Source organism: Ilumatobacter sp., assembly GCF_039969435.1.
Lineage (GTDB): Bacteria > Actinomycetota > Acidimicrobiia > Acidimicrobiales > Ilumatobacteraceae > Ilumatobacter_A.
Window position 1 is genome coordinate 1 of the sequence record NZ_JBDVNU010000012.1, and the last position, 21111, is coordinate 21111.

Consider the following 21111-nt stretch of genomic DNA (forward strand, 5'->3'; position numbering starts at 1 on the left):
TGCCGGCACAACCGCACCGCCGACAACCGTTCCTGCTCGGAATACCGACGCGTCGTCGGCACCCCTGGTGACTTCTCTTTCGGCATGGCTCCATCCTTGTTTCCAAGCTCAGGAACCTCCAACGAACCCAGGGCGATTCAGAGGAGAGCAATGTTGTTCGTCCGATCAGCACCAACGTGCACTGGGAGCGCCCGACGGTCGAGGCCGGTGACTACTCCCTCATGCAGCGGAAGGCTCGAAAGCGCCGCAAGTAGAGAGCGGCCTTCCTGGCTGACTGAGAAGTGAACCCGGATGCCCTCGACAAGGTTGTTCGAACGACTGGAGCGGACCGGGGCCTGACGAGGAACTGTGCAATACGATGAAGTCGGTCGAAGGAGATATCTGTGTCAGGCAAGAACGAGACCAACTCAGCCGACGTGACGATTCGGCAGATCATCGAGCGCTGCAAGCCGATGGGCAGCCTCGACAAGCTCCTCGTCAACGATCTGACCGAGGAAGATGAGGATGAGTTCTTCGGCATTCTCGAAGATGTCTGACGAAGTAGCGGAGCGATCGCACGGGAACCGCCGTCATCTACATCTCGAAAGGAGTCATCTACATCTCGAAAGGAGACGTATCGTGATTACCAACGAAGCCCAGTACCGCTTGACGAGGGCACACCTCGACCGCTTCGACGAAGCCGCCAGCAGCATTGAGGCGCGGCCCGTCAAGCGGACGAAGCTTGAGCAGCTCGAACTCGATGCCATCCAGTCGATGGCCGACGACCTGCGGGTCGAGTTGTCCGATTTCGACAGCTGCTGATCCGCTGAGCACCCGCTCGCCAACTCGCCGGTCCCGAGCGTCCCTGTCGAGCGGTTCTCGCCGGACGACTCCTGACGCCAGCCGGTGGAGTGGCGGGGCCAGGGTGCTCAGTTGCCGTTGTATAGCCGCTCGATGTCGATGAGTTCGACGTCGGCGCGTTTGCCAGCAGCGGTCTTGAGGTTGCTCTCGAATCCCGACGCGGAGAACAGCAGGAGGTTCCCCTCGGCTGCGGCTGGTTGCTTTTTGGCGATGAGTTCTCTCAACTCTTCGAGGCGGGTGACGTCGCCCAACGTTCGTTTCGACGTGGTGTGTTTCGCCTCGCCGATAGCCAGCACGCGCGACGAGCCGTCCTGCTCCCGCGCGAGTGCTACAACGTCGACCTCGTGCTGGGTTCGCTGGGCGGTGTCATTGACAACCGCGGGCCCAACCGACGCAACCTGTCCGCCGACCGTGCCCGAGGATGCGAATCGGAAGGTGAACTCGCGAGCGAGGTTCTCGAAGTGCGGTCCGAGGACGTGGGTTCGGAACCGAGGCTGGGCGTCTTCCCATGCCTCGGCGGTGCGTCGGTCCTCGAAGCGGGCGAGGTCCCGGCGTGTGACGACGTGATGGAATCGGACGATTGGGTCTGCGATCCGGTAGATCGGTCGGCGTGACCGGAGCGCGTCATCAGTGGCTACGACGAACCCTGCGTCTTCGAGGGCCCGGAGTGGGTGTTGGACGGAGCGTTGCTCGCGACCCAGCGCTTGGGCTACAGCTGCCTGGCTTGTGTTGCCGCCCGCGATCGCTGCAACGACGGAGTGGTAGAGCGCGCGGTCAGATAGAGCGCGCTCCTCGGTCAGGAGATAGTCGTCTTCGCGGAATAGCGCGCTCGCTGGACTGAGGGGACCGGCGGCGAGCCACTTGGCGAAGTCTCCAGCCCGTTTCGGAGGACTGGCTGGAAGAAGATCGCGGTAGCCCGGTGTCCCACCGACAACAGAATGGACAAGGAACGCTGTGGCCGGGTTCGTGATGCCCCAGAACTCCGCGGACGTCCGGTAGTCGAAGGTTCGGACCACGACGTCCGTCGACGCTCGCCCACGCAGGGCTTGCGTTCCTTCGAGGAGACCAGCCATCACGGAGAGCGCAGATCCGCACAGGATGAGTCGGAGCGCCCCATCCCCGTCGCGCGTCCGATCGATGAATCGTTGGAGCAGCGACGGCAGCTCGGGGGAGTGATTCATCAGGTATGGAAACTCATCGATCACGACGACAGCGTTTCCGTCCGTCGATGGAAGGTCTTCGAGTACGGCAAGTGCTTCTTCCCAGCTGTCGATCGCGAGTCGACCTCCAGGTATGCCGAGGTGTTCGCCGAGCGCTGCGCCGAATCCGGCCAAGGCTTGGCTTTGTTCCTCCTCGACCGCCTGATAGTAGAAACCGCCGGCTGCGGCTGCGAGGCGGCGGAGCAGGTACGACTTTCCTTGCCGCCGCCGGCCACGCACCAGCGCGAGGCGGGTCCCTGGGCCTGACTGCTCAACGAAGCCTGTGAGGTCACTCCACTCCGATTCGCGAGCGAACAACTCTGGTGGTCGATTCATGCGTAGAATACTAGTACGAGTTTGTATAAGTGGACCTTGTATTTCACGCACGGTAGCGAGAATTGTGATTACAAGCCTAAGTTTGTGAAAGCGCAGCTTGTAGTTCTGGACGCATGGCTTCGAGACAGGCGCGGCGTTCCTGGTCGGTCAGAGTTCCGAGCGTCTTCTCAAGAATGGAAATCACTGAGCGCTTTCGATTCGTTGCTGTCCTGCGGCTGACACCGAGATGTCTACTGACCTCAAGATCGGATACGCCGGCGACCTTGCACGCCAGAACGAGAAGGAGGTCGTCGTTGAACTCTTCGCGAATACGTCCTACAGCAGCAAGCACGCGGTCCGAGTTGTTGGTCTGTTCGTTTTCGTCACTTGCTACTTCGCTTTCATAGTTATCTAGGTCAAGGACACCAGGAAGCAGATGTGGCAACGTCAGCCGGAGAATTCGATCGAGTTCACCGATCGTGAACGCGTTGGGCAGGGCCTCGCCGATCCGGGTGAGTACCCGTACCAGGTCGGCCTTCTTGTAGACCTCGGGCGCCCGGTCGCGTTTCGACGTGGTGATCTGAGGAATCGGTCGTATCGCGATCGATGCGGCTCTCAGCTCGAAGAACTTCGCGGCACGCTCCTCGCGCGGAAGGCCATCCAGGAAGTAGGTCACCTGCAGGTGCCTCATCGAGCGAGCGAACGGAGGTTGATCAAGAAGCGGCCGAGACCGGTCGAGCACGTTGTCGATAACTGTTCGAGTCCGTCTGCGAGCGAGGCATCGCTTGACCTGGCGGGTGAGAAGTCGACGGAAGTCCTTGATGGTCTTCGAGGTCTCAACGAGGTACCGAGCTTGGCCGTCTCCCAGTAGCCAGTGCGTCACCACGTCCTGAACAAGATCATCGAATCCGTGGCGCCAGTTCCCGATTTCGGAATACACCGACGCGTTGTACCTCGGCACAAGGAAGTAGGCGATCTCGCGGACCTCTGCGAGCATGATCGGGCCGATTCCGACAGACTCAAACTCCCTGACGAGCGCCGTCAGGTCACCGAGTGCGGCAGCAGGTCGCCGTGGCAAGTCCTGGCGGCTGATCACGATGCTCGAACCTCTTGGGGTGTCATCCGAGTCCGTTGGCTCTCCATCGGGACTCGTTCTCCGTCATCCACTTGACGAGCGCCTCGCCCTCCTCGGGCATCCGGGCGTTCCCGGTCAGCAGATCGATCGCCGTCTGAGTGACGGAGACCCGTGGATAGTTCCCGTCCATTCGAAGCCGGTCGAAGACGATCGGATCGTAGGGCTGAGCGAGAACGACGTTGGCGCCGGTTCGGGTCGGCAGCAGCCGACCGAGCTTCGCCAGTCGCTCGGGATCATCGGTGTAGATGACAGCGGTCTCCGCAGCAGTGACCGAGATGAGCCCGCCTGCGGCGAACGATCCGCTCACTGCCCACCGGCGGGGACTCTTTCCGGCGAGGTCGGAGAGCAGGCGCTCGGGCCCGCTCGACGCGACCCATGTGGACGTCTCGTTGCTATCGAACAGCGAGTAGGACGAGACGATCTGACGCAGAAGCGCCTCCCACGAGACGTCGGTGACTGGGCGTCTCGGTTCGCGTTCGATCAGTCGATCGTCGACGAGCGCTTGGAGCACTCGAGACGTGTAGCCGTTGTCGACGTCGAGGCGAGCTGACAGCGCACCGGCGGTGTACGGAGGACTGACCTCAGCAAGCGTTCTCATCAGCGCCCAAGCGCGAGGGCCACGGAGCGTCGGGCCGCTCGTGGGTTTGGGGTCAGGGTCTCGGTCGGCGCCATCGGTGCGGATGGTCAGCGCAGGTCGGCTGAGGCGCAATTCGGCGTTGCCCGTACCGTCAACGAATCCGATCTGCCGATCGCGCAGCAGCTCACGCGTCCGCGGGCTGAGCCACTCAGCGAACACCAAGGTCGGCTGTTCGGTCAGCGGCAGTCGGCTGAGCGACCGGGGTTCGAGGCGCTTGCGAGTGATCACGGCGAGCGAAGCGGTGGCGCCGTCCTCGCTCGACACTTCCAGGTCACCGCCGTCTGGATTGCGACGAGTGACCCGAAGCTCCCACGTCGTCGGCAGAAGGGCGCTCAGTAGTTCCACGGTCTCGGCGAGTCGGCGACGACTCGCCTCGGGAACAGCCGGGCGGCCCATGGCCTCACCGTAAATCGATCTGCCTCAGAGCACAATCTGCCTGCATCATGCAGATTGTGCTCTCAGGCAGTTCTTCTAACCATTCTTCTAACCATCTGGTCGTCACGAGCTGATACGAGCCGTCACGGGGTGGCAGTTCCACTCCGCATAACCCCTGGTAGATGGCACGAAGCAACACAGGCCGTCACAGCCCGACACCACCTTGAGCTAGCTCATAACCCGAAGGTCGCAGGTTCAAATCCTGCCCCCGCCACCAATTGGAAGGCCCGGAACCGTCGAGGTTCCGGGCCTTCTGCGTTCAGGCGTCGGATGTCATCCTTTGCAAGCTGTGATGGTTCCGCCACCCGCTTCCGGAGGCTGAGCGTCCTCAGGACTGTGCGTCGTAACGCTGCTGAATGACCTCGTTCGGTGCCTCGTTGGGCTGGCTGATGCGGATGTGGTTGCCGAACGGGTCGCGGATGCCGAAGTCGACGCCGTACGGCTGCTCGACCGGCTCCTGTGAGATCTCCACCCCGGCGTCTCGCAGTGCAGCAAAGGTGGCGCGGACGTCGCTGCTCACGAGGAACAATCCGCCGAGCGCACCCTTGGTGACGAGGTCGCGGACCTGAGCGGCCGTCGCCTCGTCGTGCTGGGGGCCTCCGACGAGTTCGAGGAGCAACTGCTCGCCGCCCGGGAGCGCGATGGTGAGCCAGCGCATGAACCCGAGATCGATGTCGTCGCAGATCTCGAAGCCGAGATGAGTGGTGTAGAACGCGCGCGCCACCTCCTGGTCGAGCACGGGAAGGCTCTTGATGCGAACGCCGGTGATGTGATTGGTGGTCATGGACGGGAACGTACTCAACCCACCGGAGCAGTCGCTTCTCCGAAACCGCTGTCCGTGTGTCGCTCGCGGGGACGCGTCCACATGGCGAGGAAGCACGACGGCACCCGCACCGGCTCGTGTTGCGCCCGGTATGCAGACGGCGCGCAGCCGACCACAGCCCTGAACGTCCGACTGAACGTACCGAGACTCGCGAACCCGACGTCCCAGGCCACGTCGGTGACCGAGCGGTCGGTCTGGCGCAGCAACGTCATCGCCCGTTCGATCCGTCGGCGCTGGAGATAGCGATGCGGTGTCTCGGCGTACACGTCCTTGAACACGCGCGCGAATTGCGACGGTGACAGATGAGTGATCGAGGCCAGGGTCGCGACGTCGAGCGGCTCTGCGTAGCGCCGGTCCATCATGTCGCGGGCACGCAGCATTCGGCGATTGGCGTCCTCGCGGGTGCTGAGTTCCACGAGCAGCGAAACTACTGCGACCGGGCGTCTCGGCGCGTCGGTCGGATGGTCATCGGTGTGGTGCGGGGGTCGACGAGGTGTTCGAGTCCGGCGGGTCTTGCACGAGACGACGGCTCAGGTGTATCCGAGACGAAGAGAACGTGGTCGAGCGGTCGGGCGATGCAGTGGCGCGATCGAACCGACATGCGATGGAAGCGGTGGTGGTCGAGGCGTCGACCAACCGCGATGGTGGACCGGGCGACGGCGAGTCGCAATGGCACGACGACGTCGTCTCGCTGTTCGGAAGCGCCACGTGGCACCTGGTGCTCGACGTCACCGCCGGCGACGGTCTGACGTTCCGACGTTCCGGGACCCACAAGGTGTCGAACCGGCCCGGCGGCATGAAGCGAATGTTCACGAGCTGGCGGGCCGTCCCCGGGCTGATGCTGCCGGTGTTCGTGTCGGCCGACCATCGCGACGTGGAGGTCGATTGGGACGCGTTCGTGGCACGCGGTGGGTTGGAGCAGGCAACGCAGATCGTCGAACGGCGCGGCGCCGAACAAGGTGCGAGCGAGTTCGGGAAGCTGCTGTCGAAGAAGCCCAAGATGGCTGCAAGACAGCGTGCCCTCATCCTCGAGCACGGGCCGAACATGGCCGACGAGGTGGTCACCGGAGTTCGCCCGGCGGACGAGTTCCGGCGACACATCTCCGGACTCGTCCAGGGCGACGCGCTCGACGCCGACGAAGGCAACGAGTTCCTCCGACGAGCCGGTCTGCTCTGACGGCAGCGCTCAGCGTGAGCGCATCGTGGTCGGATCGTCGGCGGGAGCGGCCGGTGGGTCAGGCCTTGCGGACGAACTCGGCCTTGATCAGGATGCCCCGTCCTTTGACCTTGCCGTCGATCGGGTGGTCGCCGCCGACGAGTCGGATTCCCTTCACCTTCGTGCCCGACTTCACGCCCCCGGTCTTGCCGTCGAGCTTGAGGTCCTTGATCACCACGACGTCGTCACCCGTCGCGAGCAGGTTGCCGTTGGCGTCGCGAACGTCGTCGAGGCCGTCACCAGGTTCCGCCATCCACTCGTGTCCGCACGTGGCGCACTCGAAGCCGTCCACCGTTGTGAGCGGGTCGGGCATGGTGCAGATCGGGCAGGTGGCGACGTCGCTCATCGTGTCTGTCTAGCTCGCCGCCGGTCGCATCCAGCGGGATCGGCGGACCCACGCGAGGCCGCGAGATGGGGACGGCGACGACCTCCTCGACGGGTTCGTGTGGCTGTCGATCGGCGTCACGAACCCGAGATCGACGCAACGCCCTTCGGAGCCTGCTGGCTCATGAAGCCGAACATGTAGCCCGCCACACGGCGCATCTGGATCTCCTCGGCGCCCTCGGTGATGCGGTACCGGCGATGATGCCGGTAGATGTGCTCGAACGGCTTGTGGCGGGAGTACCCCATGCCTCCGTGCACCTGGATCGCCTTGTCGGCCGCCTCGCAGCACAGTCGATTCGCCCAGTAGTTGCACATCGAGACCTTGTCGGAGACGGCGAAGGCCCCGTATTCGTCCATCGACCAGGCGGTCTTGTGGATCAGGGCGCGCAGCATCTCGCACTGGGTCTGGAGTTCGACGAGCGGGAACTGGATGGCCTGATTGGTGGCGAGCGCCTTGCCGAAGGGCTTGCGTTCGAGGGCGTGTGCCACCGACTCGTCGATGCAGTACTGAGCAGCGCCCAGGCTGGACGCCGCTTGCCTGATCCGGTTCTCGTTGAAGAAGTGCTGGACGATCTGGAGTCCGTGACCTTCCTCGCCGAAGATCGCGCCGTGCGGGACCCGGACGTCGGTGAGACGGATGTGCGCATGGTCCGTCGGCATGTTGAAGGTCCAGAGGTATTCGAGGATCTCGAAGCCCTCGGACCGGGTCGGGACGAGGAACGCCGTGATCCCGTCGCCGTCGCCGGCATTGCCGCTCGTCCTGGCCATGATCATGTCGTGGCTGGCGGTGTGGATCCCGGTGTTCCACGTCTTCTCACCGCTGATGATCCACTCGTCGCCGTCACGGACGGCCGTGGTCTCCATGTGTGTGGCGTCCGAGCCGTGCTCGGGCTCGGTGATCCCGAACGCGAACCCACGACGGCCTTCGGCCAGGTCGTCGACCCACTCCGCCTTCTGCTCGTCGCTCCCGTACGCGATCATCAGGAGCAGGCCCACGTTGTTGCCGACGACCGAATGCTCGTTCTGGAGGTCGTTGTGAAGGCCGAGACCTTGGGCTGCGAAGTGCTCGCGGATGATCGCCATCCCGAGGTTGGTGCCGTTCTGGCCGCCGTACTCCTCGGGCAGCGGGTACCGGTAGTGGCCCGCTGCATCGGCGCGCCGCTTCGCCTCGTGCAGCAGAGCTTCCCATTCTGCGTTCGGCAACCCGTCCCGATCCCAGTCGGTCCGAGCGTCCTCGCGGCGATGGTCGAAGAAGCGGTTGTTGTCGTCCTGGTGCTGCAGCGGCTTGATCTCGCGCTCGACGAACTCGTCGAGCTCCTCGAGGTAGGCGGCAAGGTCGGCGGGGATGTCGAAGTTCACGGTGTCCTCTGTTCGGCGTTCGGGTGTTCGGCGTTCGGGTGTTCGGCGGTCGGGTGTTCGGCGGTCACTTGATGGCCAGCGGGTTGATGGGTGAGCCGACCGCGTTGGAGAACTTGATCGGGGGCGACGTCAGGAAGAACTCCCAGACGCCGTCGTCTTCGCAGTCAGCGGCGAGTTCGTCGAAGTCGAGGATCTCGCCGAGCGTCATGCCCATGTCGCGGATCAGCACCATGTGCACGGGCAGCATTTCGGTCTCGATCTCGCCGGGGAGCGCTTCGATGGCCCAGTTGTCGGATGCGACGACCGCGACCTCTCGCTCGTGGAGCCACTCACAACACGCGAGGCCGAGCCCGGGCTCGCCGGCCATGAACGACACGGCATCACCGTCGGTCACGAACTTGGTACGCCAGCCCGTCCGGAAGAGGAGGATGTCGCCGCTGCGGACCTCCACGCCTTGGCGTTCTGCCGCGGCATCGAGATCGTCGGGGGTGATGACGTAGCCCTGCTCCAACCACTCGACGCCCTTGAGTCGGGCGATGTCGAGCAGGACGCCACGCCCGGCGATGCCCTTGGCGAGCTTGTCGATCGAGCAGTGCTTCGCCCCGTGCGGGCCGACGTCGGACGACGGGAAGCCGTTGTACAACTGATCGTCGTAGAAGACGTGGGCGAGTCCGTCCCACTGCGACGCCGACTGCAGCGGCATGAACACGTAGTCGTCGGCGTAGTGGAACGCCCCCGGGAAGTCCTGGTCGTGGCCTGTCTCCGACATGAGTCGGACCGGGTTGATGCGGCCTCCTCCCGGCTGTGGTCCGTTTCCGTCGAACGGGATCCCGAGGTCGAAGATCGCACCGCGCCGCACCAGACCCGCCGCCTCGACGAGGCGCTCGGGCGTGATGAGGTTGACGGTGCCCCGCTCGTCGTCGTCACCCCAGCGGCCCCAGTTCCGCAGCCGTGCGCCGATTTCCCTGAAGTCATGCATGTCGGAGTTCCCCCATCGTTCGGATCAGATCGCACAGTTGTACCGATGAGTTGACGAAGATGTCAACTCGGAGCGAGCCAACATTGTCGGGAGCAGGTGTGGACACATTCTCCGATGAGAGTTGTAGATTCGCGATGGAGTAGAAGGCGCCTGGAAGACCGGCGGGGCCGCCTCTCGTCGCGGATCGCGCGTCATCAGGACGACGAGCCCCGATGCATCCCGTGTCGGTTTCAGGAGACGAAGTGAAAAAACAGGCGACATCGGCGGCCCGCTCGGCGAGTGGAGCATCGTCGCCCCTCACCTCGACGCCCCTCACCCCGCGCGGTGCCAAGACGAGGGCATCGTTGGTCAAGTCGGCGCGGGCTCTGTTCGAGAAGAACGGCTACCTCCCGACCAGCGTCGCCGAGATCACCGAGCGGGCGTCGGTGGCGCACGGCACGTTCTACACGTACTTCGACTCGAAGGAGGACATCTTCGCCGTCGTCGCCGACGAGCTCCAGTCGGACTTCCAGGCCATGCTGGGGGCGGAGCCCGAGCTTCCACCCGGGAGCTCGATCTCCGAACGTGTCGAGCGCACCAACCGCGCCTACCTGCGGGCCTACGAGCAGCTGGCACGCACGGTGGCCGTGCTCGAGCAGGTCTCGACCTTCAACGCGCGCCTTGCCGAGATCCGACGAACCTCGCGGCGATTCTGGTTGCAACGCAACACCGAGGCCATCGCTCGGTGGAAGCAGCACGGCATCATCGACCCGGAGATCATCCCGGAGTACGCCGCGAGCATGCTCGGATCGATGATCGATCGTTCTGCCTACGTGTGGATCGTGTTGGGCGAGCCGTACGAATTCGACGACGCCGTCCGCCAACTGACACGCGTCTACTGCAATGCGCTGCGGATCGACTGCCACTACGACGCCTGAGGCGACCTGAGCCGAAGCTGCTGCGCTCAGCTCGAAGTTGACATCGGGCTCAACTTTGTCGATGCTGTCCCTCGGTCGCACTTCGGCGGCCACCAGATGCCACGGGGGGCAGCTCATGACGAATGCACACGGTCACGACCACGATCACGACGATCCGTGGATCGGTGACCTCCTGAAGGACTCGCCGACGAACTGGGGGAAGTGGGGCCCCGACGACGAGGTCGGATCGCTCAACTACCTGACGCCTGACGTCGTGCTGTCGGCCGCCAAGGCGATCACGTCCGGGAAGACCTTCACCTTGCAGGTCAAGATGGCCAATCCGGACGGGGACCCGGTCTGGCCGGGTCGCTCCGGTGCCGTGCGGATCAACGTGATGGACGAGGGTCACTTCCTCGCCGGGAAGGGCGTCGAGACGGCCGGGGGTGCCCATTACGCCGACGACTACATGACCTGCTTCTTGCAGGGGTCGACCCAGTACGACGCGCTCGGGCACGTCTGGTACGGCGACCAGATCTGGAACGGCTACGACGCGAAGACGACGATCGGTGGTCTCGCCAAGGCGAGCGTGTGCCCGATCGCCGAGAAGGGCGTCGTCGGTCGCGGCATCCTGCTCGACATTGCCCGCTGGCGTGGCAAGGACGTGCTCGACTCCGGGGAGACCTTCACTCACGAAGATCTCCTGGCCTGTGCCGAGGCGCAGGGCGCCACGATCGAACCACGCGACATCCTCCTGATCCGAACCGGATGGATCGGCAGCTTCTATCGGGTGCCGAGCGAGGAGTTCTACGCGGACTTCGTCGAGCCGGGCCTCACGTACAGCCCCGAACTCGTCGAGTGGTTCCGCTCGATGGAGATCCCGAATCTCGTGACCGACACGATCGCCAACGAAGTGACGGTCGATCCCGTGTCGGGGTGTGTCCTGCCGCTGCACAACGCGTTGATGCGCAACCTCGGCGTGACGTTGACCGAGATCGCCTGGCTCGAGGACCTCGCGGCCGACTGCGCCGACGACGGCCAGTACACGTTCCTGTACACGGCAGCGCCGCTCAAGGTCGTCAACGGAACCGGTGCACCGGTGAATCCCGTCGTCATCAAGTGACGCGAAATCATGGTGGGCGCTCCGAGTTGACTCCGGTCACACAAGAGGTGCAAACTGCCGTCTGCCAGAGTTGATGCTCTTATCAACTCGGGTCATACTCACGGGGAAATACAGGATGGGGGAACAGAACATGTCCACTGAGAGCGACGATCTCCGTCGCATACTCACCGCGCCGAGCAATCGCAGGCAGCTGTTGCGCGGGATGACGATCACCGGGGCCGGCTTGGCCTTCGGTGGTTCGATTCTCGCCGCATGCGGCGGCAGCGATGACGACGCAGGAAGTACCGACACATCGTCTGGTACCGATGAAACAAGCGGTTCCGGGGCTCCGACGAGCGGTGGCGAACCCGCCTCCGACGTCGGGGCGCAGCTCGCCGAGCTGCTCGGCGTCGACGCTGCCAACGCCGGGGCCGGCCTCACGTGGGAGCTGGGTTCCGTCCTCGCACTCACCGGACCCGGCTCGTTCTACGGCAAGACCATGACCAACGGCACGAACCTCGCCGTGAAGCACATCAAGGCGGCGGGCGGACCTGACATCAATGTCACGACGCTCGATCACAAGAGCGGTGATGCCCAGGCCGGCGTCGACGCGATGCGAGACCTCATCGCGAAGGGCGTGCCCGCCAAGCTCGCCTCCTACGTCGACGACCTCGGCGCGATGCTTCCGCAGACCGCACAGTCCAAGATGTTCACGCTCGACGGTGGCGGCGGAACCAGCATCTTCGGTCAGGGACAGCCGTACTTCTACGGAACGCGTGCGATCACGCCGAACGACGCCCTTCCCGGTGCGCTGAAGTACCTGGCCGAGACCATGCCCGAGGCGAAGTCGCTCGGCTACATCGTGTGGGACCTCGGTGAGCCGACGAACACCCAGATCAAGGACGACCTCCTTGCGAAGGCCGAGGCCGAAGGCTTCGAGTTCAACGGGCTCTACGAGACCTACCCGGTCGGAGCATCCGACTACTCGACCCTGATCCCGAAGATCAAGGCCAACCTTCCGGACGTCTTGATCGCGTACGGCTCGGGCCAGGATCCGGGCCACTTCTCGTCGCAGTGGTACACCAGCGGTGGCGACCTCTGTCCGTTCATCGGATTCGAGCTCACCCCCGACGGTGTCAACGCGGCGAAGGGCGCCTACGACGAGTACGGCTTCACCTTCGCTGCGGACTATTTCGACGAGAACGTCGGCGTGAACCCGCTGGCGAAGCTGTTCCTGTCGGAGTTCCGCGCCGAGTACGGGGAGGAACCGGACTTCTACGCTGCGAACTTCTACGAGAACACGCTCGCGATGTGGGACGTCATTCGACGGGTACTCGCCAAGGGTGGGGACATCAACAGTGGCGAAGAGCTCGACGCTGCGTTCCAGGAAGACCTCAGTGCCGCCAGTGTCTACGGCGGCGACGAGTCCACCGTGGGCCGGTACGAGATCGATCCGGTCACTCACTCGGTGATCCGTCGACCGATGGGCATCTTCCAGCAGAAGGACGGCGAGATCACACCGCTCGCCTACTTCGACATCAACGGCGACGACTTCCGACTCGCCTGAGTCGGTCGTCATCGACTGTGAACGGGTCGGTGCCGGAGTTTCCCCTCCGGCGCCGGCCCGCTCCCCGCCCGTGGCGCCTGCCACGATCGTTCCGCCTTCTCACCAGGAAGTGAGGCTGCTGCGTGCTCGCAGTCACCTTTGAAACCGTTCGACAACTCGTTGCGTCCGGCATCGTGAACGGGTCGGCGTACGGCCTCCTCGGGGTCGCCTTCGCGCTGATCCTCGGCGTGACCGGCCGTTTCCACTACGCGTTCGGTGTCCTGTACACCTTGTCGGCCTACTTCGCCTTCACGCTCTTCGATCGCGTCGGTTGGCCGATCCTGATCTCGATCGTCATCGGTGTCCTGATCACCGTCGTGATGGGCGTCGGGATCGAGGCCTTCATCTATCGACCGCTCGCCGCTCGAGCAGGCAACAACTCGCTGCTCGCCATCTTCGTCGCGTCCCTCGGCCTCGGGGTCGCCGGTGGCAACCTGATCCAGATCTTCTGGGGAGCGCAGACCCACTCCCTGCTCGGCGTGACGATCAAACCGATCGGGATCCTGGGCGCGAACGTCATCAACGTCGACGTGTACGCGGTCCTCGCCGCCGTCCTGCTCGTGGGAACCCTGACCGCGCTGCTGCGGTTCACCGGACTCGGCCGCTCGATCAAGGCGACCCGGAGCAACCCGGACATGGCGCTCCTCGTCGGCGTGGATCCTGCGCGGATCTACCTCGTGGTGTTCGCCATCGCGAGTCTGTTCGCCGGGATCGCCGCGGTCTTCGCCGCACTGAAGTACTCGGTCGACCCCACGATGGGCTTCCGACCCGTCGTGCTCGCGTTCGTCGTCGCCTTCCTCGGCGGCACGAGCAACTCGCCGGTGAGGGTGTACCTCTGCGGTGTGGTCATCGGGCTGATCGAGACGATCAGCTCCATCTGGCTCTCGGTCCGATGGAACCAACTCGTCGTGTTCGTGATCCTCGTGATCTACCTCGCGTCGTTCTCGTTCAACCGTTCGCTGTTCGCCCGAATCCGCCAGGTCGTCGCCCGTCCGGCGTGAAGGAGCCACCATGGAAGTCGCAGCCAACTACATCGATCAGATCCTGATCTTCTCGATCTTCGCGCTCTCACTCAACCTGCTGCTCGGATACGCGGGCCAGGTCTCGGTCGCCCACGCATCATTCGGCGCCATCGGCGGGTACGGGGCGGGATACTTGTCCATCACCCACGGATGGAACCTGTTCCTCGGGGCGATCGTCGGTGCAGTCGTCGCCGGCATCATCGGTGCCATCGTGGCGCTCCCTGCACTTCGATTGTCGGTCGAGTACCTGATCCTCCTCACGCTCGGTGTGTCGTCGGTCCTGCTCGGACTGTTCACGACGTTCCCGCAGCTGGGTGGCACCTACGGATTGATCGGAATCCCGCCCGCATCGTTGTTCGGCTACGACCTGCTCAAGACCTCCGACTGGCTGATCCCGCTCGCCGTGATCCTCGTCGTGATCTACGGCATCTGTCATCGACTGGGGGAAACGGCGTATGGCCGGGTGCTCAAGGGCATCCGTGACGATCCGGAGGCCACGCAGAGCCTCGGCAAGAACGTCGTCTGGTTCAAGGTCGCCATCTTCGGCATCACGTGTGCCATGGCCGGACTCGCCGGTGCCCTGCTCGCCGGATTCAACAGTCTGGCGACACCGAGCCAGTTCAGTTTCGACGTGTCGCTGAGCATCTTCGCGATGGTCATCTTCGGGGGAACCGGCAACCTCGCCGGTTCGATCCTGGGCGCAGCGACCGTGATCCTGACCAAGCCGCTCCTGGAGTGGGCCGTCTCGCTCGCACCCGAGATCGCATCGCTCTGGAGGCTGACCTTGTACGGGCTCCTCCTCGTCGTCCTGATGCGACTGCGTCCTCAGGGCCTCGTTCCCGAGGGTGCCCGGCTCTTGCAACCCGCCACCTGGCGTGCCGGATCCACGACCGAGCAACCCTCGGAGGCACTTCCCCAGCACCTCGCCGAGGAGGCCCAGGACTGGAAGACCAGTGCGGGCAGCTCGGGCGCGATCGTCGCCGCCAGGGAGGCCGACTGGATCGACCAACCCGTCGTGCTCGAGGTGAACGGACTCTCGAAGGCCTTCGGCAGCATCGTCGCTGCAGAGGACCTGTCGATGGTGCTCCGCAAGGGCACCATCACCGCTCTGGTCGGGCCGAACGGCGCGGGCAAGACAACGGTCTTCAACCTGTTGACCGGCTTCATCAAGCCGGACTCGGGGTCGGTGAAGTTGAACGGCGTCGAGCTGATCGGCACCACGCCGAACCGCGTCGCCAACGCCGGGATGGTGCGCTCATGGCAGGACGTCCGTGTGATCCCCCGTCTCAGCAGCGTGCAGAACGTGATGCTCGGCGTGCAGGAACAGGACGGGGAGCGACTCGCCGGCCTGTTCGGGAATCCGGGCGCGGTTCGTCAACGGGAACGTGAGGTGCACGATGAAGCGATGGAATGGCTCAGGTTCGTGGGCATGGACGCCTTCGCCCGCGAGTCGGCCGGCGCACTCTCCTTCGGACAGTCGAAGTTGGTCGCACTCGCTCGTGTGCTCGCGACCAACGCCGACGTCCTGCTGCTCGACGAACCGGCGTCGGGCATCGACCGCCAGTGGGTCGACGCGATGCTCGGACTGATCGAGAAGGTCCGCGAGCAGGGACGAACCGTGTGCATCGTCGAGCACAACCTGATGGTCGTCGACCGGCTCGCGGACCACACCTATTTCATGGAGCTGGGGCGGATCACCGACCAGGGCACGTTCACGGAGCTCACCAGCTCCCCGAGACTCGCGAAGGCATACTTTGGAACCGCGTGACGAGAATTCGGTGCCCGATCGGCTGAGCGTCAGTTCGTTGTCGTGTTCGTACGGCCGGAAGAATGTCGTGTTCGAGGTCGACCTGCACGTTCGCCCCGGCGAGGTCGTCGCCCTGTTCGGCCACAACGGCGCAGGCAAGACCACCGTCATCAAGAACATCCTCGGTGCGTACACGCCGTCGTCGGGCACCGTGACCTACGACGGCGAGGACATCACCGGCGCCTCGCCGCGGTCCAACGTCCAGCGGGGAATGGCGCTGATCCCGTCCGAACGATTCGTGTTCGGTGACCTGACGGTCCACGACAACCTCTTGCTGGGTGCGGCCGGCTCGACGGACGGCGAGTATCTCGACCGAAAGTTGGCGGAGGTCCACGATCTCTTCCCGATCCTGAAGGAACGCGCCAAGCAGCTCGCCGGCACGATGTCGGGAGGACAGCAACGCATGGTCAGCCTCGGCCTGGCGATGATGTCCTCACCCCGGTTGCTCCTGCTCGACGAGCCGTCGCTCGGACTCGCTCCTGCGATCGTCGAACAGATCTTCGGCGCCGTCCACGACCTGGCGGCCGACGGCTTGTCGGTCCTGCTCCTCGAGCAGAACGTCGGTCAGGCGCTCAAGATCGCCGACCGGTCGTACGTGATGCGCAGTGGACGCGTCATCCTCGAGGAGACCACCGAGCAGATGCTCGCCCGCGAGTCGTACTGGGACCTGTTCTGATGCCGAAGCTGACCGCCTCCGAACAGGCCGAATTCCTCGCCGAGGACGGCCGCCTGCTCCGAGTCGCGACCGTCGACGACGACGGGATGCCGCGCAACGTTCCGATCTGGTTCATCGTCGTCGACGGACGCGTGGTGTTCACGCCGCGTGCCCAGTCGGTGTTCCTCCGCAATCTCGTCCGTGATCCGCGTGTCGGGCTCACGATCGACGAGGATCCGTTGCCGTATCGCAAGGTCACGATCCAGGGGATCGCCGAGATGCTCTTCGAGCCGGGTGCCGACGACGAGTGGCGCGACCTCTACCGGGCGATCGCCAAGCGGTACGTCCCGGCAGAGGAGGCCGACGCCTACGTCGACAACACGATCGATCAGCCGCGAGCGCTGCTCGGTGTCTCGATCGACCCGGAGGTGTCCAAGGTGCTGAGCTGGCGGATGCCGATCGACGACGAGGACCCGACAGGCATCTGGGCCCGGCGCTACTTCGGCGACGGAACCATCATGGCCAGACTGGCCGACGGACCGTCGAACTGACCCCGTCCTCGATCGGTGCCCGGCATCGATCGAGGACGAACCGTCGGTCAGCGGAGCTGTTCGCCCCACTCCGTCTCGTCGCGCAGCGCCGCCTTGAGCACCTTGCCGCCGGGGTTGCGGGGGAGTGGCTCGGGTCGCAGCGCGATGTACTGCGGCACCTTGAAGTCGGCGATCTGCTCCCGGGCCCACGCGCGCAGCGCAGCCGGATCGGGCGATGCGCCCTCCGCCGGCACGATCACGGCGCCGACCTTCTCACCCATCATCGTGTCGGGCACGCCGAGCACGGCGACCTCGAAGATGTCGGGGTGCTTGGCGAGGGCGTTCTCGACCTCGACCGAGTAGACGTTCTCGCCGCCTCGGTTGACCATGTCCTTCATGCGGTCGACGATCTCGACGAAACCGTCGTCGTCGATGCGAGCGAGGTCGCCGGTCCGCAGCCAGTTGTCGACGAACGTCTCGGCCGTCTGCTCGGGCTTGTTCCAGTAGCCGCTGACCACGTTCTGGCCGCGGATCAACAGTTCGCCGACCCCGGAGGCCTCGTCGACGTCACTCAACTCCAGCTCGATCACCGGCGCGGCGAATCCGACGGTCTCGGGTCGTTCGTCGGCGTACTCGTCGGGCAGGAACGTCGACACCGATGACGTCTCCGTGAGACCGAAGCCGTTGCCGAGTCGCGCATGGGGCATGTTCTCGCGCAGCTTGGCGATGATCTCCGGGGCCATCGGGGCCCCGCCGTAGGTGACGTAGAGCACCTTGCTGACGTCGAACTCGTCGAAGTTCGGCTGGTTCATGGCGAGCCAGAAGATCGCCGGGACCGAGGTGACGACGTTGACGTCCTCGTCGACGATCACGCGGAGGAACGACTGCACGTCGAACGTCGGCATGATGACCGTCGTGCCGCCGAAGTAGAGCGTGAGGAGGAGTTGGCTGTTGCACCCCGTGACGTGGAACATCGGCACCGAGATCAGGTTGCGCAGGCGGACGTTCTCGTCCATCCCGATGACCCGCTTGCACGTCTCGCAGTTCGCGAGGAAGTTCTCGTGGGTGGTCATCGCTCCCTTCGGGAAGCCGGTGGTCCCGCTGGTGTAGAAGATCCCGGCGAGGGTGTCCGGGGCGGCGTCGCCGATCACGAGCGGGTCGCCGTCGGGGAGGGGTGTGTCGTCCTCGAAGACGTACTTCGCGCCCGAGTCGGTGACCACGTACTCGACCTCGGACTCGGAGAATCTGGTGTTGACCGGCACGGCGACCGCCCCGGCCATCAGCACGCCGTAGAACGCGTACGCCCAGTCGTTGCCGTTGCCGAGATGGATCGCGACCCGGTCGCCGGGCTCGATCCCGAGGTCACGGAGACCACCGGCCACCCGGGCACTGCGGTCCCACCACTCGGCGAACGTCGCTCGGCCGCCACCGAACTCGACCAACGCTTCTCCGTCGGGTCGTGCGCGCACGATGCTGTCGAACATTGCGACGAGCGAGCGCGGCAGGTTGGTGTACCGCAGGACCCCGTCGTCGGATCGGACGACGTCCGACATGTCGAACGGCGTGAGGCCGGCCTGGTGGCCCTCTTTGGTGATCATGGATTCCCCCTCGAAATCGCACGTCGGGCTCGCTTGCCCGACTCGATCATCATGTCACCTCACCTGATACGTTCGTCAAGTAGAGACCGCACATGGGGATGTCGGTCCGAATCGGAGTCGAGGGGGGTCGTCATGCTGCTGAGCGACATGATCAGGTTGAACGGTCGGAAGAATCCGGACAAGGTGGCCGTCGTCTCAGATGACGTGAGTGTCACCTTCGGGGAGCTCCGTGATCGGATGCACCAGGTGGCGAACGCCATGTTGCAGCTCGCCGACGTCGGCGACCGCGTCGCGGTGCTCGCGGAGAACCTCCCCGAGTACGTCGAGATGTACTACGGCGTGCCCGACGCGGGCATGGCGCTGACGTTCCTGAACTATCGGCTCCACCCGAAGGAGTGGGCGTGGATCATGTCGAACGCCGAGGCGCGCATCCTCGTCGTCCAACCGAAGTTCCTCGAGCACCTCGAGCCGTTCCTCGAGTCGGTGCCGACACTCGAGCACGTCGTGGTCATCGGTGATCCGACCCCCGATCATCAGGTCACCTACGCCGATCTCGTCGGTTCGGCATCGAGCGAGCAGCCCGATCTCGTCGTCGACGAGGACACGACCGCCTGGCTGCTCTACACGAGCGGCACCACCGGCTTTCCGAAGGGTGCGATGCTCACGCACCGCAACCTCGTGATCGCTGCCCTGAACTCGGTCATCGAGTACGAGCCCCAACCCGACGAGCGGGCGCTCATCGCCTTCCCGCTGTGCCACGTGTCGGGGTACTCCGTGCCGGTGACCCACTTCCGTGGCGGTCGCATCGTGCTGACCCCGATGTTCGAGGCGGAGCTCTGGATGAAGCTGGTCGACGAACACCAGATCACGGGGACGTCGATGGCTCCGACCATGCTCAACTTCATCCTCGAGCATCCGAAGGTGAACGACTACGACCTGTCGTCGTTGCGCGGCATCGGGTACGGAGCCGCCGCCATGCCCGTCGAGATCCTGCGCTCCGCGATCAAGCGGTTCGGGCCCATCGTCTACTCCGGATTCGGCATGACCGAACTGGGTGGCAACGTGCTGACGTTCCCGAAGTCGGCGCACGAGCGCGCCGTCAACGGCGAGGAGCACCTCCTCGCGTCGTGCGGCACGCCGATGGTGATGGCGGACGTGAAGGTCGTCGACGAGGAGATGAACGAGTGCCCACCCGGCATCGTCGGGGAAGTGGTGATCCGTGGTGAGCAGGTGCTCGCCGGCTACTTCGGCAACGAGGCGGGAACGGCGGAGGCGTTCCGAGGCGGTTGGTTCCACACGGGCGACATGGCGCGGCGCGACGAGGAGGGCTTCTTCTACATCGTCGACCGCATGAAGGACATGATCATCACCGGCGGTGAGAACGTCTACAGCCGCGAGGTCGAGGAGGTCCTCTACACCCATCCGGGGGTCTCGGAGGCCGCGGTGATCGGGATACCGGACGAGACGTGGGGTGAGGTGGTGACCGCCGTGCTCGTCCTGCGGGCCGGTGCGGTGGTGTCGGAGGCGGACATCGTCCAGACGGCACGAGACAACCTGGCCGGCTACAAGAAGCCGCGCCGTGTGATCTTCGTCGACGAACTCCCCAAGACTGTGAGCGGCAAGATCATCAAGCGCCAACTTCGCGACGAGCTGACCACCGGGGTGCCGTCATGACCATCGACATCACGGCCCCCTTCCGCCTCGACGACAAGGTCGCCATCGTGACCGGCGCGTCCTACGGCCTCGGGGTGTTGTTCGCGGAGATCCTGGCCACCGCCGGCGCCGACGTGGTGGTCACGGCCCGCTCCGTCGACAAGCTCGCCGAGACCGCGACGATGATCGAGGACCTCGGTCGCAGGTGTCTCCCGGTCGCCGGTGACGTCACCGAGTACGCCGACTGCGAGCGGGTCGTCGCTGCGGCGATGGAGGAGTTCGGTCGGATCGACATCCTCGTCAACAACGCCGGTTGGGCCGACGACCGCCTGATGCGGACCGAGCACTGCGAGCCCGAGATGTTCGTGAAGATGGTCAACACCGATCTCAACGGTCTCTTCTTCATGACCCGCGCCGCAGCTCCCGACATGCTCCGAACGGGCGGTGGCAGCATCATCAACCTGTCGTCGATCTTCGGCAACGCCGGATCGGAGAACCGCACAGCCGGCTACTTTGCGGCCAAGGGCGGGGTCAACCAACTCACCAAGCTGCTCGCCTGCGAATGGGGCGACCGCGGGCTTCGGGTCAACGCGCTCGCACCGAACTTCTTCGTCTCCGAGATGACGCGCACGCTCCTCGAGGACTCCGGAATGGCCACCTGGATGCGGAGCCGGACGCCTCTTCGACGCATGGGGGAACTGCCCGAACTCGTCGGACCCTTCCTGTTCCTCGCGTCACCCGCGTCGAGTTTCGTCACGGGCACGGTGCTCAACGTCGACGGCGGCTGGAGCGCGAGCGGCGGCTACGCGCAGAACGAGCAGCCATGGGACGAGTGGAACGGCGAGCAGGGCGTGCCGATCGGCGCGGTCACCTGGAGTCCACCGTCGACGTGATGCCGCCGGTGTGTCACCGATCTTCGAACA

The 21111-nt window shown here is 64.7% G+C and carries 21 protein-coding genes; 12 read left to right on the forward strand and 9 right to left on the reverse strand.

Annotated elements, in window-relative coordinates; genetic code table 11:
* Positions 1–383 precede the first annotated feature (383 nt).
* Both ABJK40_RS06790 and ABJK40_RS06795 read left to right on the forward strand, forming a co-directional pair.
* A complete protein-coding gene (locus tag ABJK40_RS06790) occupies positions 384–536 on the forward strand; it encodes a hypothetical protein (protein WP_348480544.1) in 153 nt (50 codons plus the stop codon).
* An 82-nt stretch (positions 537–618) separates the two neighbouring features.
* Positions 619–801 (forward strand): hypothetical protein, encoded by a 183-nt coding sequence (locus ABJK40_RS06795; protein ID WP_348480545.1) that lies wholly within the window; start codon positions 619–621, stop codon positions 799–801.
* Between the two features lie 107 nt (positions 802–908).
* Here the strand turns inward: ABJK40_RS06795 and ABJK40_RS06800 are convergent, their stop codons facing one another.
* The 5 genes from ABJK40_RS06800 to ABJK40_RS06820 all read right to left on the reverse strand — a co-directional run bounded on the left by ABJK40_RS06800 (position 909) and on the right by ABJK40_RS06820 (position 5764).
* Positions 909–2375, reverse strand: coding sequence for an ATP-binding protein (locus tag ABJK40_RS06800; RefSeq protein ID WP_348480546.1), 1467 nt, complete (start codon positions 2373–2375; stop codon positions 909–911).
* Positions 2376–2451: 76 nt separating this feature from the next.
* A complete protein-coding gene (locus ABJK40_RS06805) occupies positions 2452–3450 on the reverse strand; it encodes a hypothetical protein (protein WP_348480547.1) in 999 nt (332 codons plus the stop codon).
* 22 nt (positions 3451–3472) lie between these two features.
* On the reverse strand, positions 3473–4522 hold the full coding sequence (locus ABJK40_RS06810; RefSeq protein WP_348480548.1) for a hypothetical protein: 1050 nt from the start codon (positions 4520–4522) through the stop codon (positions 3473–3475).
* Positions 4523–4889: 367 nt separating this feature from the next.
* The gene (locus ABJK40_RS06815) at positions 4890–5345 is read right to left on the reverse strand and encodes a VOC family protein (protein WP_348480549.1); all 456 of its coding nucleotides are present in this window, start codon (positions 5343–5345) and stop codon (positions 4890–4892) included.
* 14 nt (positions 5346–5359) lie between these two features.
* Positions 5360–5764 carry an AraC family transcriptional regulator gene (locus ABJK40_RS06820; RefSeq protein ID WP_348480661.1) on the reverse strand — a complete coding sequence of 135 codons (405 nt, stop codon included), beginning with the start codon at positions 5762–5764 and terminating at the stop codon, positions 5360–5362.
* Positions 5765–5988: 224 nt separating this feature from the next.
* Between ABJK40_RS06820 and ABJK40_RS06825 the strand changes: the two genes are divergently transcribed.
* Positions 5989–6561 (forward strand): hypothetical protein, encoded by a 573-nt coding sequence (locus ABJK40_RS06825; protein ID WP_348480550.1) that lies wholly within the window; start codon positions 5989–5991, stop codon positions 6559–6561.
* Positions 6562–6619: 58 nt separating this feature from the next.
* Here the strand turns inward: ABJK40_RS06825 and ABJK40_RS06830 are convergent, their stop codons facing one another.
* From ABJK40_RS06830 to ABJK40_RS06840, 3 genes are all read right to left on the reverse strand, one after another.
* Positions 6620–6946 carry a zinc ribbon domain-containing protein YjdM gene (locus ABJK40_RS06830; protein WP_348480551.1) on the reverse strand — a complete coding sequence of 109 codons (327 nt, stop codon included), beginning with the start codon at positions 6944–6946 and terminating at the stop codon, positions 6620–6622.
* Between the two features lie 116 nt (positions 6947–7062).
* Complete coding sequence (locus tag ABJK40_RS06835) at positions 7063–8343, reverse strand: acyl-CoA dehydrogenase family protein (protein ID WP_348480552.1); 1281 nt, start codon at positions 8341–8343, stop codon at positions 7063–7065.
* Between the two features lie 64 nt (positions 8344–8407).
* On the reverse strand, positions 8408–9322 hold the full coding sequence (locus ABJK40_RS06840) for a cyclase family protein (RefSeq protein WP_348480553.1): 915 nt from the start codon (positions 9320–9322) through the stop codon (positions 8408–8410).
* Positions 9323–9564: 242 nt separating this feature from the next.
* Between ABJK40_RS06840 and ABJK40_RS06845 the strand changes: the two genes are divergently transcribed.
* The 7 genes from ABJK40_RS06845 (at position 9565) to ABJK40_RS06875 (ending at position 16958) form a co-directional block, all read left to right on the forward strand.
* Positions 9565–10239 carry a TetR/AcrR family transcriptional regulator gene (locus ABJK40_RS06845; protein ID WP_348480554.1) on the forward strand — a complete coding sequence of 225 codons (675 nt, stop codon included), beginning with the start codon at positions 9565–9567 and terminating at the stop codon, positions 10237–10239.
* A 115-nt stretch (positions 10240–10354) separates the two neighbouring features.
* Complete coding sequence (locus ABJK40_RS06850; protein ID WP_348480555.1) at positions 10355–11338, forward strand: cyclase family protein; 984 nt, start codon at positions 10355–10357, stop codon at positions 11336–11338.
* Positions 11339–11540: 202 nt separating this feature from the next.
* A complete protein-coding gene (locus tag ABJK40_RS06855) occupies positions 11541–12884 on the forward strand; it encodes an ABC transporter substrate-binding protein (protein WP_348510204.1) in 1344 nt (447 codons plus the stop codon).
* Between the two features lie 122 nt (positions 12885–13006).
* Complete coding sequence (locus tag ABJK40_RS06860) at positions 13007–13924, forward strand: branched-chain amino acid ABC transporter permease (protein ID WP_348480557.1); 918 nt, start codon at positions 13007–13009, stop codon at positions 13922–13924.
* Positions 13925–13934: 10 nt separating this feature from the next.
* On the forward strand, positions 13935–15713 hold the full coding sequence (locus tag ABJK40_RS06865; protein ID WP_348480558.1) for an ATP-binding cassette domain-containing protein: 1779 nt from the start codon (positions 13935–13937) through the stop codon (positions 15711–15713).
* 10 nt (positions 15714–15723) lie between these two features.
* Positions 15724–16428 carry an ABC transporter ATP-binding protein gene (locus tag ABJK40_RS06870; protein ID WP_348510205.1) on the forward strand — a complete coding sequence of 235 codons (705 nt, stop codon included), beginning with the start codon at positions 15724–15726 and terminating at the stop codon, positions 16426–16428.
* Positions 16428–16958 (forward strand): pyridoxamine 5'-phosphate oxidase family protein, encoded by a 531-nt coding sequence (locus tag ABJK40_RS06875; RefSeq protein ID WP_348480560.1) that lies wholly within the window; start codon positions 16428–16430, stop codon positions 16956–16958. The genes ABJK40_RS06870 and ABJK40_RS06875 overlap by 1 nt, the downstream gene beginning before the upstream one ends.
* 47 nt (positions 16959–17005) lie before the next feature.
* Here ABJK40_RS06875 and ABJK40_RS06880 read toward each other — a convergent pair whose 3' ends face one another.
* Positions 17006–18535 (reverse strand): AMP-binding protein, encoded by a 1530-nt coding sequence (locus ABJK40_RS06880; protein WP_348480561.1) that lies wholly within the window; start codon positions 18533–18535, stop codon positions 17006–17008.
* A 132-nt stretch (positions 18536–18667) separates the two neighbouring features.
* On the opposite strand from ABJK40_RS06880, the gene ABJK40_RS06885 reads away from it, so the two are divergent.
* Positions 18668–20209, forward strand: coding sequence for a long-chain-fatty-acid--CoA ligase (locus ABJK40_RS06885; RefSeq protein WP_348480562.1), 1542 nt, complete (start codon positions 18668–18670; stop codon positions 20207–20209).
* The gene (locus ABJK40_RS06890) at positions 20206–21081 is read left to right on the forward strand and encodes an SDR family oxidoreductase (protein WP_348480563.1); all 876 of its coding nucleotides are present in this window, start codon (positions 20206–20208) and stop codon (positions 21079–21081) included. Before ABJK40_RS06885 ends, ABJK40_RS06890 begins: the two co-directional genes overlap by 4 nt.
* Positions 21082–21111: the final 30 nt, after the last annotated feature.